This window comes from Candidatus Galacturonatibacter soehngenii, assembly GCF_008830185.1.
Taxonomy (GTDB): Bacteria; Bacillota; Clostridia; order Lachnospirales; family Lachnospiraceae; genus Lachnotalea; species Lachnotalea soehngenii.
Genome location: NZ_WAGX01000005.1, coordinates 870,014 through 886,067 on the forward strand (window position 1 = coordinate 870,014; position 16,054 = coordinate 886,067).

17 protein-coding genes and 1 pseudogene are annotated in these 16,054 nt (G+C 36.2%); 4 read left to right on the forward strand and 14 right to left on the reverse strand.

The features are described 5' to 3' along the window. Nucleotides 1–351: 351 nt before the first annotated feature. The 8 genes from nifK to modA form a co-directional block, all read right to left on the reverse strand. Complete coding sequence (gene nifK / locus F7O84_RS11550) at nt 352–1,716, reverse strand: nitrogenase molybdenum-iron protein subunit beta (RefSeq protein ID WP_151145178.1); 1,365 nt, start codon at nt 1,714–1,716, stop codon at nt 352–354. Further along, nucleotides 1,710–3,308 carry a nitrogenase molybdenum-iron protein alpha chain gene (nifD, locus tag F7O84_RS11555; RefSeq protein WP_151145181.1) on the reverse strand — a complete coding sequence of 533 codons (1,599 nt, stop codon included), beginning with the start codon at nt 3,306–3,308 and terminating at the stop codon, nt 1,710–1,712. The genes nifK and nifD overlap by 7 nt, the downstream gene beginning before the upstream one ends. 17 nt (nt 3,309–3,325) lie before the next feature. Beyond that, entirely contained in the window at nt 3,326–3,709 is a 384-nt protein-coding gene (locus F7O84_RS11560) for a P-II family nitrogen regulator (RefSeq protein WP_151145184.1), read from the reverse strand. A gap of 11 nt (nt 3,710–3,720) precedes the next feature. Then, the gene (locus F7O84_RS11565; protein ID WP_151145187.1) at nt 3,721–4,047 is read right to left on the reverse strand and encodes a P-II family nitrogen regulator; all 327 of its coding nucleotides are present in this window, start codon (nt 4,045–4,047) and stop codon (nt 3,721–3,723) included. A gap of 27 nt (nt 4,048–4,074) precedes the next feature. Further along, nucleotides 4,075–4,896, reverse strand: coding sequence for a nitrogenase iron protein (gene nifH / locus F7O84_RS11570; protein WP_151145190.1), 822 nt, complete (start codon nt 4,894–4,896; stop codon nt 4,075–4,077). A gap of 293 nt (nt 4,897–5,189) precedes the next feature. Further along, the gene (locus tag F7O84_RS11575) at nt 5,190–6,266 is read right to left on the reverse strand and encodes a sulfate/molybdate ABC transporter ATP-binding protein (protein ID WP_151145192.1); all 1,077 of its coding nucleotides are present in this window, start codon (nt 6,264–6,266) and stop codon (nt 5,190–5,192) included. Next, nucleotides 6,266–6,937, reverse strand: a complete 672-nt coding sequence (gene modB / locus F7O84_RS11580; RefSeq protein ID WP_151145194.1) for a molybdate ABC transporter permease subunit — start codon at nt 6,935–6,937, stop codon at nt 6,266–6,268. The genes F7O84_RS11575 and modB overlap by 1 nt, the downstream gene beginning before the upstream one ends. Nucleotides 6,938–6,961: 24 nt before the next feature. Beyond that, nucleotides 6,962–7,783: a molybdate ABC transporter substrate-binding protein gene (gene modA, locus F7O84_RS11585; RefSeq protein ID WP_151145196.1), complete on the reverse strand. Its 822-nt coding sequence runs from the start codon at nt 7,781–7,783 to the stop codon at nt 6,962–6,964. Nucleotides 7,784–8,075: 292 nt separating this feature from the next. Between modA and F7O84_RS11590 the strand changes: the two genes are divergently transcribed. The 3 genes and pseudogenes from F7O84_RS11590 to tnpC form a co-directional block, all read left to right on the forward strand. Beyond that, nucleotides 8,076–9,347, forward strand: a complete 1,272-nt coding sequence (locus F7O84_RS11590) for an IS110 family RNA-guided transposase (protein ID WP_151145200.1) — start codon at nt 8,076–8,078, stop codon at nt 9,345–9,347. Between the two features lie 384 nt (nt 9,348–9,731). Further along, nucleotides 9,732–10,259, forward strand: a complete 528-nt coding sequence (gene lepB / locus F7O84_RS11595; protein ID WP_151145203.1) for a signal peptidase I — start codon at nt 9,732–9,734, stop codon at nt 10,257–10,259. A 181-nt stretch (nt 10,260–10,440) separates the two neighbouring features. After that, nucleotides 10,441–11,100: pseudogene (tnpC, locus tag F7O84_RS11600) on the forward strand (IS66 family transposase); the annotation flags it as partial. A gap of 240 nt (nt 11,101–11,340) precedes the next feature. On the opposite strand, the gene F7O84_RS11605 reads toward tnpC, so the two are convergent. The 5 genes from F7O84_RS11605 to F7O84_RS19270 all read right to left on the reverse strand — a co-directional run bounded on the left by F7O84_RS11605 (nt 11,341) and on the right by F7O84_RS19270 (nt 14,306). Beyond that, a complete protein-coding gene (locus tag F7O84_RS11605; protein WP_151145206.1) occupies nt 11,341–12,087 on the reverse strand; it encodes an AAA family ATPase in 747 nt (248 codons plus the stop codon). A gap of 49 nt (nt 12,088–12,136) precedes the next feature. Beyond that, nucleotides 12,137–12,307 (reverse strand): hypothetical protein, encoded by a 171-nt coding sequence (locus F7O84_RS19020; protein ID WP_192451732.1) that lies wholly within the window; start codon nt 12,305–12,307, stop codon nt 12,137–12,139. Nucleotides 12,308–12,817: 510 nt separating this feature from the next. Next, nucleotides 12,818–13,450 carry a hypothetical protein gene (locus F7O84_RS19260; protein WP_243140875.1) on the reverse strand — a complete coding sequence of 211 codons (633 nt, stop codon included), beginning with the start codon at nt 13,448–13,450 and terminating at the stop codon, nt 12,818–12,820. 57 nt (nt 13,451–13,507) lie between these two features. Continuing rightward, nucleotides 13,508–13,687, reverse strand: a complete 180-nt coding sequence (locus tag F7O84_RS19265) for a hypothetical protein (protein ID WP_243140876.1) — start codon at nt 13,685–13,687, stop codon at nt 13,508–13,510. A gap of 220 nt (nt 13,688–13,907) precedes the next feature. After that, nucleotides 13,908–14,306, reverse strand: coding sequence for a hypothetical protein (locus F7O84_RS19270; protein WP_243140877.1), 399 nt, complete (start codon nt 14,304–14,306; stop codon nt 13,908–13,910). A 189-nt stretch (nt 14,307–14,495) separates the two neighbouring features. Between F7O84_RS19270 and F7O84_RS19025 the strand changes: the two genes are divergently transcribed. Then, nucleotides 14,496–14,654 carry a hypothetical protein gene (locus tag F7O84_RS19025; protein ID WP_192451733.1) on the forward strand — a complete coding sequence of 53 codons (159 nt, stop codon included), beginning with the start codon at nt 14,496–14,498 and terminating at the stop codon, nt 14,652–14,654. A gap of 78 nt (nt 14,655–14,732) precedes the next feature. On the opposite strand, the gene F7O84_RS11615 is transcribed toward F7O84_RS19025, so the two are convergent. After that, nucleotides 14,733–15,896: a phage baseplate protein gene (locus F7O84_RS11615; RefSeq protein ID WP_151145208.1), complete on the reverse strand. Its 1,164-nt coding sequence runs from the start codon at nt 15,894–15,896 to the stop codon at nt 14,733–14,735. Nucleotides 15,897–16,054 lie beyond the last annotated feature (158 nt).

Consider the following 16,054-nt stretch of genomic DNA (forward strand, 5'->3'; position numbering starts at 1 on the left):
TTGCTGTGAGTACTTAGAGAGAGTTTTTTTCTCTCTTAGTACGAACGCACTCAATTTTACTTAGTGAGGTATTTTCGAACTTAGTAAAATTGAGTTTCCTCGTTCTTTTCCTTCCGATAGGTTACACTACGAAACTTCATTTCTTCGTGTAATAGCTCTAAAGCTTCGCTTTATCGCTAACCTATCGGGTAAAACAAATGTCTGCTTCGCAGCCGCTTGTTTTCCTTCCGATTTCTTACACTCCGAAACTTCGTTTCTTCGTGTAATAGCTCTAAAGCTTACGCTTTATCGCTAACCTATCGGGTGAAAACAAATGTCTGCTTCGCAGCCGCTTGTTTTCCTTCCGATAGGTTACATGACCATTTCGAAGTCTTCTTCTTTGCAATCTCTGTCTTGTCGGTCCATGATTGCATTGGTGATTAATTCTGCTAATCTCATTGCTCCTTTGTATCCAACCAAAGGCATATAGGAATGAATGTATCTGTCAATAATTGGGAAGCCTGCGCGAACAAATGGAATATCTTCGGCTCTTGCTATATGCTTTCCGTGGGTTCCTCCTATTAACAAATCAACACCTTCTTGTTTGATCCATTGGTGTAATTGATATAAATCTCCTGCGGCTCTCGCAATACATCCATCTACGCCAAATTTCGTAAATAATTCTGCGGCTTCTTTTTCAAAGTCATCTCCTGGTGTTCCTGTTACAATATATTTTGGAATCATTCCCATTTCTAAAACAAATTGGGTCATTCCTAACACAGTATCTGGATCGCCAAAAATGGCTACTTTTTTATTATAGGTGTATGGATGAATATCAATTAATACATCCACCAATTGTCCACGTTCTTCTTCTAATTCGTATGGAACTTCTTGTTGTGAGTATGCTTGCAACTCCATAATATACTCATCTGTTTTTTCGATTCCAATTGGTAATCCAAGTGTCTTACATGGCACTCCGCATTTTTTCTTAAGGGTTTGGGCACCTAATTCGCTTGCAAATTTTCCAAGTGCAAGCGTTAGATTGCTATCTCCAAGTTCTATGATTTCTTCCACTGTGGTTCCACCCTTTGGATACATCTCAAATTTACCAGTCATTGGGCTATCCATAACACCACTCGTATCTGGTAGCATCGTATAAGATACTCCCATAGTCGATGCTAATCGTTTCATCTCTCTCATATCACCTGGATTTGTAAATCCTGGAATCAAGGTTACTTTTCCATTTTTCTTTCCAGTTGAAACGGATAAGTATTTAATAAACCCGTCTACCATATTGCTAAAGCCTGTTATATGTGATCCTTTATAACTTGGTGTATTGGTATGTACCATGAATTTTCCTTCTGGTATATCAATGTCTTGAATAAAGGAATTCAAATCATCTCCAATGGTCTCTGAAAGACAAGTGGTGTGTACTGCAATAATCCTTGGATTATAGATATCAAAGATATTTTTTGCCGCTGTCTTTAAGTTACTTCCTCCACCAAATACGGATGCACCCTCAGTAAAGGAGCTAGAAGACGCCATTGCAGGGTCTTTAAAGTGTCTGGTCAAAAACATTCTGTGGAAGGCGCAGCATCCTTGTGAACCGTGGCTATGTGGCAAGCACTCATGTACTCCTAATGCCGCATACATGGCCCCTACCGGCTGGCAGGTTTTTGCTGGATTTACTCGCAGTGCGGTTCTATCATAGCTTTCTTTTTTTGTGTAATCTAACATGCCTGTTCACCTCCTAGTGTACCTGTCAAAATCGGAGCTGTTTTCCATGGTGCTTTAATAAAACTCCATGCTGGAGTATAAATTCCCATCGTAATATCTCTTGCAAAATTGACAGCTCCTCGAAAACCTGAGTATGGTCCACTATAATCATACGAATGTAATTGTCTTGATAAAATACCACTTTTTTGAGCTACAAATTTATCTTTGATTCCTGAAAAGAAAATATCTGGTTTTAATAATTTTAGAAATTCTTCTGTTTCAAAATGGTTCAAATCATCTACCATGTAAGTTCCTGCTTCCATCTCTTTTGCCATACCACCGTAATAGCTTAGAAGCTTTTCATCCCTTAATTTTTCTAAAACCTCTTTTTGCAGATACAGATGATATTTTTCTGGATCAGGTTCAACTGAAATGCTTTCTATGTTTTTACTGTCTGCATCTTCTTTTACAAAAGGTAGAATCTCTCTTCCTTCATACTCATCTCGATGTGCAAATTCATAGCCTGCTAATACCGTTGAAACTCCAAAATCATGTAAAAGAGTCTGGTAGTGATGGGATCTGGAACCGCCTACATACAATGCAGCGGTTTTACCTTTTAACTTTGTTTTATAATACTCGATATCATCAATGATTTTTTCCAACTCATCTGCAATGACTTCTTCTGTTCGTTTGGTTAATTCTTCATTGTCAAAATATTTGGCTATATTTCTCAATGTCTCTATGGTTCCTTTTACACCAATGAAATTCACTTTCATCCAAGGTACCCCATATTTTGTTTCAATCATTTCCGCGATGTAGTTAATCGAACGATGACACTGTACAAGACTTAGATTGGCTTGATGTGCATTTTTTAAATCTTCAATACTACTATCCCCTGTAAATACTGACACCACTTCATATCCAATTCTCTTTAAGATTCGCTCTGTTTCCCAACCATCGCCACCGATGTTATATTCTCCAAGAATATTAACGGAGAATTTACTTTCAATCTTACGATCTCCTTCACCTATGATAAATTTCATTAACTGATTGTTTGCAATATGATGTCCTGCTGATTGGCTAACTCCTTTATATCCTTCACAACTAAATGCGATACACTTGATATTGTGTTTTTCCTCGGCCCATTTAGCTACCGCGTGGATATCATCACCAATTAGACCGACTGGACAAGTAGAACAAATCATAATTGTGGAGGGATGAAATAATTCCATGGCTTCATCAATTGCCTTTTTTAACTTCTTCTCACCTCCAAATACGACATCTGGCTCTTGCATGTCGGTAGAAAAACTATACTGTAAATAGTTATCTACGCCTTCTGCATTTTTCCCTTTATGTCTTCTGGTTCCCCATGCATAGTAAGAACATCCAATTGGCCCGTGAACAATTTGAAGTGCATCTTTGATTGGCCCAAGTACAACGCCTTTACATCCTGCATAACAGCAACCTCTCTGCGTCATAATTCCTGGAATCGTACGCACATTTGCAGCTATCTGGTTTTCATTTTCATTGTTATTTATCTCTACAATGTGTGTTTTTCTGTTTTTATATACTCTTGAACTGTACTGGTCTAGTACTTTTTCTGCAACGCTCATATTCTCCTCCTCCTATATTAATATGCGTCGATGGTGGATGCACCGTTTCTAATCTGATAATTTTCATATACTGGCAATACAAATATCTTTCCATCACCTGGATTGCCCGATGAATTTGCTTCCATAATAGCCTCTACTACCTTTTCTACTTCTGTATCTTCTACAATGAATGTAAATACACGCTTTGATATCAATCTGGTTGTTTCTGATATATATTCTCCAACAGGACTGGTTGGCAGCTCACCTGCCTCAACGATGGGTTGTAATAGATTCATATCAATTAGCTTTTTCCCTCTACCTAATACTCTTCTACAGGTAAAAGCTGGTACTCCTACTTCTGCCAAAGCATCCTTTGTGATATTTACCTTGTTTTGTCTCACAATTGCCATAACTTCTTTCATAATCGGCCCTCCTATAGTCCTTTTTTCTTCGTACTGATTGTATAGGCCTCTTCTACTGGACTGACAAATATTCTACCATCTCCAAAATGTCCGCTTTCTCCTGTTCTAGCATACTTCATGATAATTTTTACCACATCATCTTTGTCTGCATCATCTACAACCATAAGTATCATATCTTTTGGAATCTCATCGTAATATACTTCTCCTACCTTTACTCCTTTTTGCTTACCACGTCCATATACATCCATTTTCGTAACGGCTGGATAACCTGCTGATAATAATTCTGATAATACGACTCCTACTTTCTCCGGTCTGATAATCGCTCTTACTAATAACATCATTACACCTCCAAATTGTTTATCCTTTTAGATATCCATGATTCCGTGTTCCATTAATAGTTCCTCTAGTCGTTCTTGCTTCATTGGCTTAGGAATTACAAACATATCATTTCCGTCAATCTTTTTTGCCAGTGCTCTGTATTCATCTGCTTGATTTACAGTTGGGTCATAATCAATGACTGTCTTTTTATGAATCTCTGCTCTTTGTACCATGTTATCTCTTGGAACAAAATGTATCATCTGAGAACCCAATTCCTTTGCAAAGGCAGATACTAGTTCTGCTTCTCCATCTACTTTTCTTGAATTACAAATAATACCACCCAAACGCACTCCGCCAGTGTTTGCATACTTTTGGATACCTTTTGAAATGTTGTTGGCAGCATACAACGCCATCATTTCTCCTGAAGCAACAATATAGATTTCTTGTGCTTTTCCTTCACGTATTGGCATTGCAAATCCACCACATACAACATCACCAAGTACATCATAGAATACATAATCAAGATCATCTGTATACGCTCCAAGCTGTTCTAACAAGTTAATAGATGTAATAATTCCACGTCCAGCACATCCAACACCTGGTTCTGGACCACCTGATTCCACACAACGAATGTCTGCATAACCATTTTTCATAATAAAATCAAGATCAATATCTTCACCTTCTTCTCGAAGTGTATCAAGAACTGTTTTTTGTGCCAGACCTCCAAGAACTAATCTTGTGGAATCTGCTTTGGGGTCACAGCCTACTATCATGATTTTCTTACCCATTTCACCTAAGCCTGCTGTTAAGTTCTGCGTTGTTGTTGATTTTCCGATACCACCTTTACCGTAAATAGCCACCTGTCTCATTTCATTTCCTCCTTTAAAACTGTTTCACGTCACAATTGTTACATTGATAAGAAGATTTGGAATAACAAAAAAGAGACGTCTCGACTTTTTTAGAATAAGTCATAAAGTCATGACGTCTCTGTCAAATAGAGTGCTAGCAATTTCTATAGTTAAAATTTTAGCATTCTCTTTCTTTTTTCACAATGCATCTATTTGTCAATATTTAATAGATATTTTAATTATTTTTCTACTTTTTACACTATTGATTCTATATTTTTGTTAATTATCAGAAATTAATCAAGATTCTACTTACATTATTCTAATAGAAGTAAAGCTTCTGGTATAAATCTTAATTTCACTTGATTTCCTTTTACTTTTTCCCATTCATTTTTAGGCATCTCTAGTCTAATTTCTCCATAGTTATGCTGTTTATCGACTCCGTTTTTTTGAGAATTTCTTAGTCCTTCTACTAAAATAATTGTTGTAAACGTATTATCAATTATTTTTTTTACCGTACAAAGCATGGTATTATCAGACTCCTCGTTTGAATCAATCACCTGAATATGATGCGCCCGAATTCCAACATATTGTATATCGTTAGAAACTGGCTCCTTTGTAATTAAATTGATCTGCCAATCAAATGCGTACACTTTATATTCATTCACTTTCTTAATGCGGGTAAAATTCTTACATCCTGTCAAAACAGCGCCTATAAAAGTTTTAGGATTTTCAAATATATCTTTTTTTTCACTGACAAACGAAAGCCTACCTTGGTCAATGACTCCAATCAAGTCACTGATGCGATATACTTCATCGCGATTATGGGATACAAACAACGTTGGTTTCTTGTACGTTTCAATAATATCTAATATTTCTTGTTCCATTTCCCACCTTAAATAGCTGTCTAGCGCCGAAAATGGTTCGTCTAACATAATAATTTTTGGATTTGAAGCAATCATTCTCGCAATCGCAACCCTTTGTTGTTGTCCTCCTGAAAGCTGACTTGGTTTTTTCTTTTCTAATCCTTCTAGATAAAATGATTTTATTTTTTCTTCTACTAACGTCCTTTTTTCTTGTTTGCTTGCCTTTAATCCAATTGCAATATTTTCTTCTACTGTCATATTTGGAAATAAGGCATAGTTTTGAAATAAATACCCAATATTTCTTTGCTGTGGTAACAAATTAATTTTTTGTTTGGAATCAAATAGTATTGTATCATCTAGTACAATCCTTCCCTCATCTGGCGTCTCTATGCCTGCAATGCATTTTAAGGTCATACTTTTGCCTGATCCTGATGCGCCTAAAATTGATAACGTTTCACACCCCATATCAAAGCTGACTTGCAGGGAAAAATTCTGCATTGTTTTTTTAATATCTACATGCAATCCCATCAAACCACCCCCTTTGAATTACCTTTTTCTCTATTGGAAAACCAATTCATAGATATTATGCTTCCAAAAGAAATGAGCATGATAACTGCAACCCAGGCATATGATTGTTCTCTCTGTCCTCCTTGCACCGCTGAATAGATTGCAACAGATATAGTCTGCGTTCGACCTGGAATGTTTCCTGCAACCATAATGGTTGCCCCAAATTCCCCTAGTGCTCTTGCAAAGGTTAATACCACTCCTGCCAAAATACTAGACATCGTGTTTGGCAATACAACCTTTCGAAAAATAGTGAAGTTACTCATGCCAAGTGTTTGACCTGCATAAATCAAATTAGTGTCAACTGCTTCAAATGCCCCTCTTGCTGTGCGATACATCAAAGGAAACGATACAACTACTGAAGCTAGCACTGCTGCAATCCAAGTAAATGTAAGTGTTATGTCAAATTGTAATAAAAACTTGCCAAATGGACTATTTTTCCCAATTAGTAGTAACAAAAAGAATCCTACAATTGTAGGAGGCAATACCATTGGCATAGTCGCAATCCCATCTATGAGTCCCTTCCCTTTTTTCATGTTTGCTACCTTCCATGCAAAAGGAATTCCAAGAATGATTGTTAGAATAGTTGCCGTACATGCAACCTTAAAGCTTATAATCAAAGGCGATATATTCATGTTATCCCTCCTACCCCTTTTGTTTTATTTCATCGTAAAGCCATACTTTTCAAAGGAAGCGACTGCCTCTGGTGTTGATAAGAAATCAACAAAGGCTTTTGCCGCCTCTTGATTGATTGAAGTTTTTATTACGGCAACTGGATAAATAATGTCTTTGTGGCTTCCTTCTGGTGCTTTGCAAATGATTTTAATATTTTCACCTACACTTACATCCGTGGAATATACCACGCCACAATCAACCTCTCCTGCCTCAACCCATGTAAGAACTTGCCTTACGTCACTACCGTAATTCGACTTGGTTTTAACGGTATCTAATATCCCAAGATTTGTAAATATCTCTTTAGAATATTGCCCAACTGGTACGTTCTCTGGATTTCCAAGTGCAATTATCTTTACTTTTTCTGTTCCTACATCTTCAAAGTTTGTTAGTTTAAGTTTACTATCTTTTGGTGCTATTAAAACTACTTCATTATGTAGTAACTCCTTTTTGGTATGCTCAAGTAAAAGGTCCCCTTCTTCTAGTGCATCCATTTGTTTTGTCGCAGCTGAGATAAAGACATCTGCTGGTGCGCCTTCTTCGATTTGGGTCATTAGAGCTCCTGAAGCACCATACGAAAAAGTTAGTGTGACATTTGGAGCTATTTGTTTATAGGTATCTGCTATTTCTTTTGTTACATCCGTTAAACTAACTGCGCATAGAATCGTCAACTCCACTTGTGTTTCTTTTGCTGCACTTGTAGACTGTTTTGTCGTTGCTTGCGTGTCTATTGTTTTTTTACTTGTACATCCTGAAAGTATGGACATTGTTAGTAAGGTTAGTAACATTGTTGCAATCAATTTTTTCATTGTAATCTCCATTCCGCCGCCAAGCGGCGGCACAAATAGTAATGAAAGTATTCACAAACCTTTACTTCCGTGAAATAATAACTTCAAGAAGCTACACTACAAAGCACGGGAGGAGGAGTTGTAAATTCTTTCTCGTTTTAGACAGCATTGTAATCAGTGTAAGTTCTGCCTGTTCAAGCACAAATAAGTGGCTCTATAAGACCGTACACTAAGAATTGTTTTAACGCCTAGGTTAAATTGTGTGGCAGAACAGTCAATGGCTTCTTTACTTAATTTCGAAAGGAGCATGACTATGAAAGTTATCTACCAAACCTGTTGTGGTGTCGATGTACATAAATCTTTTCTCGTTGCCACAATCATTAAAACAACTTCTGGTGTTGAACCTACCTATCAGAAGAAACGTTTTTCTACTTTTAACAATTCTATTCTTGAATTCAAACAGTGGCTGATTGAAAATGAATGCCGCGACATTTGTATGGAATCTACCGGCAAGTACTGGGTTCCTGTCTTTAATCTTCTTGAAGAAGATATCAATGTCACGATTGCCAACCCCAAATGGGTAAAAGCGGTAAAAGGTAATAAGGATGATACGAAAGACTCCAAATGGATTGGAAATCTGTTTCGGCTTGGACTTGTTCCCGGCAGTTACATTCCTTGTAAACCGATACGTATTCTAAGAGAATACACACGCTATCGTTACAAAATGGTTTGTTGCCGTTCCGGTGAAAAGAATCGGTATCAGAATGCGCTCACTGTATGCAATGTCGCATTAGACTCTGTTGTATCTGATATCTTTGGGAAGTCATCCACATCCATTATAGATTACCTACTTGAACAGTCTGGCAATTCAATCAACCACGAAGAAATCGCATCTAAACTCCTTAAAAAGCTCAAGGAGAAAGAACCTGCTGTTATTGAATCCATTGAAGGATATCAGATGACTGATACCCAAAAATATCGTATGCGCCTCGTCCGCGCACATATGGATTATATCACAGCTGAAATCCAAGATATAGATTCTCAGATAGAATTTTTGATTTCTTCCCATGCTGATTTTGAAAATGCTATCCAGTTTCTCTGTACCATTCCGGGTGTTAAACGTGATAGTGCAATTACTATCATCTCCGAAATAGGTATTGATATGTCTCAGTTTTCAAGTAACAAGCGTCTTTGCAGTTGGGCTGGATTAACTCCAGGTAATAACGAATCTGCTGGTAAGAAGAAATCTGTTAGGATTACACGTGCTGGAGTATACCTCAAACCTGCATTGGTGCAATGTGCCCATGCAGCCGTAAAATCCGACAAATCCCCTTACTATAAAAAGAAATATGAATCTCTTTTAAAACGCCGTGGCAAAAAAAGAGCCATTATTGCAATTGCTCGAATGATCCTCACCGCCATTTATCAAATGCTGTCTAATGGTGAAGTATGGAATCCAAGCGATATTTATAAAATTGATATGCCGGTTACCTTAGTTGAAAAACAAAAGGAAAAGGCCATCAAGCAAGCCAAGAAACTTTTATTACGTGAAGGGGTTATTACTGAATCACAATTACTTTCTTGAGCTTTTTAAAAATAAATAGTCCCTATTTTTAAGCTAACACCTGATAGCTTGTTTAAGTGCGCCATTTTCTGGCTGCCCTCTACTTTCTTTCACACTAATCTCCTCCTACTTTTCAACGAAAAAAAGGAGTCAAATTTAGTATTTGACTCCTTTGTCTACGATTGGTTTTCTTTATAAGAAATAATTATAACTGGTGTTTTTCAAATTTGCTATACATATTTAAATTTTTAAGACATTTTATTATAGTTATGAATTTTAAATGAAAACAATAATTTTTCTTTTCTAAAAAAATATGCTACAATTATCATGTTGTTAATTAATTTATTGAGAAGGTTATCTTTGAATCTTTTTTGAAATATTATAAACTTAAGGAGAGCTTAACAAATGAAACAATCACGAATTGATAATTTAAAAAATATTTGGGAAATGGCCAAATCAGTTTTTTGTGCTTTGATTCTCGCCTATGTGCTAAATACCTGTGTCATTGTAAATGCGCAAGTTCCTTCCAGTTCGATGGAGACTACAGTAATGACTGGTGATAGAATTATAGCCAATCGTTTGTCGTATCTCATAGAGCCCCCTAAAAGAGGAGATATCGTTACATTTATCTACCCTGATGACGGTAAGACTGCTTATTTAAAACGTATTATTGGTTTACCATGTGAAACAATTGAAGGAAGAGATGGAAAAATCTATATTAATGGTGAACAACTAGAAAACGATTATACAAGTGAGGAAGGTATTGATAACTTTGGCCCTTTTTTAATCCCTGATGAATGTTATTTTATGATGGGTGACAATCGAAATGATTCTTGGGATTCAAGATATTGGACAAATAAATATGTATCCTCTAAAAATATCATCGGAAAAGCTGTGATAAGCTATTATCCACATCCACGGATTTTGAAGTAGCTAGGACATCTATTATAAGGCTCTATTATTAAATATCTTCTCGGTATGATGTTTTTTCTTCTTCAGTGTCATATCGAATAGTTCATATTCTGCCGAATATTGCGGGAGATGGCTGTTTTTCCCAAACATGCCGAATCTATTGGATATGAATTTCAGTTTATTAATTACATAACTTTCCACTTACCTGAAGGATTTCAAAGGTTATGTCCATTCCGATGGATACTCTGGATATAACAAACTAAGTGGTATCACCAGAGTTGGCTGCTGGGCACATCTGAGGCGTAAGTTTGTGGAAGCAATTCCTACAAAGAAAGCTACAGATGGACCACCGACTAGTGCTGAGATAGGTCGGCAGTACTGTGATAAGCTGTTTGCTATCGAAGACAGTATAAAAGACCTGCTACCTGAAGAAAGATTCTGTAAACGTCTTGAACTTGAAAAGCCAGTTCTTGAGGCTTTTTGGTGTTGGCTTGATTCACTGAATGTATTAAAAGATTCATCACTTGGAAAAGCAGTTACCTATGCGCAGAATCAAAAGCCATATATGGAGAACTATCTTCTTGATGGAAGATGTTCTTTATCAAACAATGCAGCTGAGAATGCCATTCGCCCATTCACCGTAGGAAGGAAAAACTGGCTCTTTGCAGATACTCCAAAAGGAGCAAAAGCAACCGCTGCAGTATATAGTTTAATTGAGACTGCAAAAGCAAATGGTCTCAATGTATTTGCATATCTTCAACATTTGCTGATCTATATGCCTGATGCCCAATGGCAGCAACATCCAGAGGAATTGGATGATCTCATGCCTTGGGCACCAGAAGTACAGGAACAATGTAAATAGAAACTATTGTTGGGGATAGCATTATAAACCATCTCCGTTTTATTTAGTAGGCACTATGTTATTAATCGCTTACGTTAAATAAAATATTTTTTCTTACAAGTATCCCTTTATTATAAAAAATAAGTATCCCCAACTCTTGGAAAGTTAGGATACTTATTTTTTAATCATTCTGAGGGCACTTTTAAGTACCTTTCTTAATTCGAATATACCAAAGGATGCTTGTAAAATCAAGCGTCCTTTTTATTCAAAATCTTCATTTAGCAATCTTTTTATAAATGATTCACGATCATTTATAAATAGCTTTGTCACATTATAACATTCTGTTTCTTCATATTTGCATAAATTTATTTGTTCATTATCAAAAGAATATATACTTCCATTAGGAATACCTAAAAGAATAGGAGAATGCGTTGCTATTATAAATTGTGAACCTGCCTTTGCCATTCTTGATATTTGAATTAATAAAGATAACTGTCTTTGTGGAGAAAGAGCTGCTTCTGGTTCGTCCATGATGTATATTCCCTCTCTTTCATTGGTCTGAAAAAAAGAAAGAAAACTTTCACCATGTGACTGTTCATGTAAAGACTTACCACCGTATCTTTCATAAAAAACTTCTTTTGGTGTCAAATCTCGATAGTCCTCTAATTTACTTGCTACATTAAAAAAACTCTCCGCTCTAAAGAAGTAACCACCTTTTGGTCTCTTAATTCCTTTACTTATCTTAATTGCGTTACTTAGCTCAGAAACATCGTCGTATGTTGAAAAATTGTAATTTATGGTCCCTCCTTCTGGATTAAAACCATATGCAACTGCAATAGCTTCCAATAAAGTCGATTTGCCCGTTCCATTTTCACCTACAAAATAAGTTATTTCATTATCAAAATTTAAGATTTCTAATTGGCTAATCGATGGTATTTCTTTTAAATAGGAATTGTTAGAAATTTTATTCCAATCAATTGTTATTGCTTGAATAAAATTTTTGTTCATCTGTATGTATACTCCCTTCTTACATCATTTTACTACTGAACGTCTAACTTTACTGATATAAACTAATTATGTATTCAACTAATTTACCTTCTTGCATTTCATTATAACTGAATACTTTGTACTTTGATAGATGATTTAAGGCCTCCAGGTAAAATAAGTTATTTCTTTCAATTCCATTATTAAACATTTGAATTCCAGTCTCGCTCTCTGCTGTACTCATATCAAAAGCTAACTCTGAAACACAAAAAATAATTAATTATCTTATTCTCGTTATTGTCATATTATTTAGTTTATTTATTATACCATATACCTTTATTGTTTTACAATTTATTTTTTTCGACAAATCATATTTACTGTATTTTACATAGCATAGGATAGTTTTTTACTAAAGTCATTGATTTTAATATGAAATTTATAAATATTTATTCTTCTTAGTTTTCTTATTTATTTCAAAAAATACTTTATGTAGTGACGAAGCCGAGTATACTCCTTCCTCTATAGGTAGGGGATGAATCTGTGTTTTTTTATGTCACTTTTTTGTTGTAAAATAATAGTAATTGTTGCATTATATATTCAGTAGTATATTATAACTTCTCGGAATTAGCTCATTCCAGTACTAACGTAGATTGAAAACTGAATACAGATAGTTTTAGAGATAAGGAAGAAAATTGTGCATGAGAAATAGACATAGTGGCTGCTATGCTTTAAAATGAAGATGTCATGAAACTTATTATGTAGTGAGTTTACTAAATGACATTTGGAAATCCTCTACGGAAGGCATTTCCCATGCATCAAGATGTTGGAGCATCATGATGCCATAGAGGCGGCAGTACCACATCTTTGTTGAGCGGTGTCTGCCGCCTTCTAGTTTATAGTCTACTTTCTCACGTTTATTGGAGCGTTCCACAGAAGTTCTTTTATCATATTCCTTTTTCCATTCCTTACTGTCTCTTGGCGGTATGTTAAATATTCTGGGATTATCTTTTAGTTGGGTATGTACAGTGCGTCCATACTTTGCATTAGAACAGGGAGTCTCACAGTAACAACCGCGTTTTCGGTCTGATTGCGGACAACGAAACTTACAACGGTTTTTCTTTGGCTCTATCCCATCATGACACATGCGTAAGCCCAGTTTACAGATAGGAGCCCCATCCGGAGCTATCGTGAAGGAATCTTTATATTTGTAGTTGCCATTGTTGGTTTTCTTTAAATCAATAAAAGGCGTGATATGATGGCGTTTACAGTAATCGTATCGTATACAGGAATGGCATCCATAGCCGAGTCTAACAGGAGCTTTTCCAGATGGAACTGCGGCAGATAAACCTGCATGTAAAGAAGGAATGTAAAAATGACAGCATGTCATGTCTGGAAGCTCGCTCAAGCAAAGGAAATACAGGCAGGTCGCTGCGAGAATCAGAAGCTACAAACATATAGAGATAGTAGCCGTTGAAGTAGCATTCTCTAGAAGAGTCCCAGCCACTGTTGTAGTCAGGCTGTGAGAACTTCCATTTGCATTTACAATCAAAGATACCTTTATCACGGCAATCACAGATGCGTTTGCTTCGCAAAAGAGCAGATGTTCGAATGGGAGTGCCGTCACCAGCTACCGAAAGATGGGCTTGATTGATTAAGCCTCTCTCTACAGACCTGCTTAAGAACTGATGAAAATAGAGCTTAAAAATCAGGCTGAAGGGATGGGTAGTTTTCTGAGAATGTTTTTCCAAAAAGGGAAGAAGCCTAGAACACAAGGTATCCGTATTAGCAGGTGTTTTATCCCCCTTTTTCTTACCCTTGGCTACTTTTTCTTTTAGGTAGCGTTCTTAAGGTGAAAGATTGTTGCTATCAGATATCCAGAGGCGGGAAAAGAAATCATAAAAGGTACCAATACCTGGGGTGTCACCAACAGGAAAACCGCTGAGAATAGCATAAAGAGGGCAAGTTTTGAGTAAAGAAACCCAAGCGGTAATAGAAGTAACCTTGAGCTTCAGGGAAAGTAAATAGGAACGGAGCATCAAGGAAGGTAGTCTGGGTTCAGGACCAAGCTTAGAGTAGCGCTCCTGCATGATTGTATCTGTCTGTGATAAATCCAGATACCAGAACGTGGTGATAACATCCCAAGTATCCTTAGAAAGAGTAAAAGGGTCTGGATAATATTTAAGAAATTCGGATACAAAAGTATCCTGATAGGCGGAATGACCGCCAGTAATAACAGGTAACATTAAAATCGCCTCCAAGTCGAAAAAAATAAATTACATTTAATCGGTTTCGCCGCAAATTTTTGTGGATTAGTCAAGCGTTTTTGGCAAAAAAAGTGGGTGATTTTATAAAAATAGAATCTCAAAGCCTTATAAATTAAGGCCTAGAGATTCCGAGAATCTATTTAAGAATATAGGAGGAGGATTACAAAAATGAAAGGACTTAAAACTTTATTATTTGGATTTATGTTTATACTAATCGGTGGGTTTATATTAATTGATCCAAGCAGTAGCTTTGGAGGTGTTGTCGAAATTATATTGTTTGCTATTGGTATCTCATTTGGTATATCTGGATTAAAAAAGAATGACTAGTTATCACTTAAAAGAGCTGGTTATCTCTACCAGCTCTTTATATAAGGCTATTAAAGTGTATTCCGTGGCATAAGCAAGTTAGCCTACTCTTTTCCACATATAACTTGTAATATATGGCTGTAAATTACTAAAGGCTTGACCATTTCCACTTGCACTGGTATTACCAGAAACGGTCATATTATTAAATGATAATGATGTTGTTGCTGATGCACCATGTGTATGATTGCCGTTCCATTCAGTATTACCGCTAACCGTATGCGTATGAGAGGCATCTAAGTATGAAATATCATTTAATGTTGATAATTCTGTTCCACCACCATATCTGCCATGCTCTGCACTTGGTCCACAACTAAATACACCACTGGCTACCAAACCACCTTTTGATTCAGTTATCATATTTCCCAATTTTCCAGTAATATTTGCTCTATCTGCAGTTAATGCACCGGCTAAATGATAATGATTTCCGCCCGCTGCAATACTTACGCTTGTGCTTGCAGTTGCGCTCGGCTTTCCTGTCCAACTAAAATTATGAACATGTGAAGGCATATGTTTTGTTTCTAATGTAGTAGTCTCACTTCCACCAAATTTTTCCGCCTCATTGAAGCTTTGTCTGGTTCCATCGACTCCTATTAATGTTCTTCCTGCCGCAAATCGTTCCCAAAGTCCCCCTAAAAATTCAGCAGGCGATACATCGTTGACGCTGATATAAACAGATCCAATCGGATAAATTTTATCAATCAATGTTCCCATATTAACACTGGCTACTCCATTTGTTACCTGTAACCCTTTTCCAATCTTGATATGTCCTAGTGTTGTTTCAGAGGCTACTTTTTCTTCATGCTCTATAATCTTATCGTTTAACTGTACTCCCATTGCTGCTGATAATGAAGTACTTGAATCACTTGTAGTTAAATCATTTGCAATTTTAACATTAGCTACATCATCTTTCATTTGAATTCCTGTTCCAATTCGAATATGCCCAAGGGTTGTCTCTGATGCAACCTTATCTACATGTTCTATTACTTCACTAATTGATTTTTTTATCTTTCCCCACATAGTAGTATTAGTATCTGTACTATTGATTTGTGAAAGTTCTTCTGGTATCTCAATCTCCGCAATTTTGGTGGCATTTACATGAATGTCTGTGTCTCTTAAATGCTCATCTAAAATATCCACATTATTTTGAATCGGTTCAATGTCCTGACATTCTGGTCTCATTAATCCACTTTCGGTTATTTGCATATTTTCATCCTCCTATAAAATGACAAGTTTTTAGTAGTACAAATAACATTTTATACGCTGTTTAGTCAGCTAATTAATTTGTAAATTGAGTATATCACTATCTTTAGTATCAAAGTGTATCATCACATACTATGAAGCGATATTTTTTTCATATGTTT